General features: G+C 37.4%; 1 protein-coding gene. It reads left to right on the top strand.

What is annotated here, in order from left to right; translation table 11 throughout:
* The first annotated feature begins 76 nt into the window (after nt 1–76).
* A protein-coding gene (locus CWO92_RS24860) for an IS3 family transposase (protein WP_106426834.1) occupies nt 77–1197 on the top strand; the annotation gives its coding sequence in 2 pieces (ribosomal slippage) (nt 77–326 and nt 326–1197; 1122 coding nt in all).
* Nucleotides 1198–1215: the final 18 nt, after the last annotated feature.

Here is a 1215-nt window from a genome sequence, read left to right as displayed (position 1 = left end):
TGAATAGGCTACACTTAGTTGGACAGAATTTTTAAGGTCAAGTAGACTACAGATAATATATTTGAGGAGAATCTACATGGCCAAAAGAGAACGTCGAACATTTACTGAAGAGTTCAAACAACAGATCGTACAACTTTACCAAAATGGAAAACCGAGAAAAGATATTATTCGTGAATATGACCTTACTCCCTCTTCTTTAGATAAGTGGGTGAATCAGAGTCAATCATCGGGCTCTTTCAAGGAGAAAGACAATTTAACAGATGAACAAAAGGAACTGATCGAACTCCGAAAGCGAAATAAGCAGCTAGAAATGGAAAATGACATTTTAAAGCAAGCCGCGCTGATACTAGGACGAAAGTAAATGTGATTAAGAATAATCGACATAAATACTCGATATCAGCAATGTGTAAAGTCCTACAAATCCCTAGAAGTACCTATTATTATGAAGCAAAAGAAAGGGCAAGTGAGGATGATATTACATCCGACGTGATTGATGTATTTAAGGCAAGCCGCCAAAATTACGGGACACGTAAAATCAAGGTAGAACTGAAAAAACGTGGCCTCATCGTTTCTAGACGAAGAATTGGACGCATTATGAAAGAGCAAGGCTTGGTTTCGACTTACACCCTAGCTCAATTTAAGCCACATACAAAATCATGTAATGAATCAGAACAGCAGAATGAACTAAACCGTGCGTTCGACCAGGAGGAAGAAATGACGGTGGTTGTAAGTGATTTAACGTACGTAAGAGTCAATAAAAAATGGCATTACGTATGTGTATTTGTTGATCTCTTTAATCGTGAAATCGTAGGCTTCAGTACAGGCCCAAACAAAGATGCCTTACTGGTTTATCGTGCATTCGCCTCCATTAAGGTCGATCTACATAAAATAAAACTTTTCCATACGGATCGTGGAAATGAGTTTAAAAACAAGCTGATTGACGATGCTTTAGAGACGTTTCATATTCAACGATCTTTAAGCATGAAGGGCTGCCCGTATGACAATGCGGTGGCTGAAGCAACGTTTAAAATCATCAAAACAGAGTTTGTGAAAGGTAAACATTTTGATAGTTTAGAAGAATTAACAAGGGAATTACATGACTATGTTCACTGGTTCAATCACATACGAATTCATGGGACACTTGGTTATGTAAGTCCGATTGATTACAAACTTAAACACCTTAAAAAAGTTGTCTAGTTTAGTGTTGACATACCA

Source organism: Heyndrickxia camelliae (genome assembly GCF_002844575.1).
In the GTDB taxonomy this organism is placed as follows: Bacteria; Bacillota; Bacilli; order Bacillales; family Bacillaceae_C; genus Margalitia; species Margalitia camelliae.
Note: the sequence above shows the minus strand (reverse complement) of the source record. Positions and strands in the feature narration are given on the sequence as shown.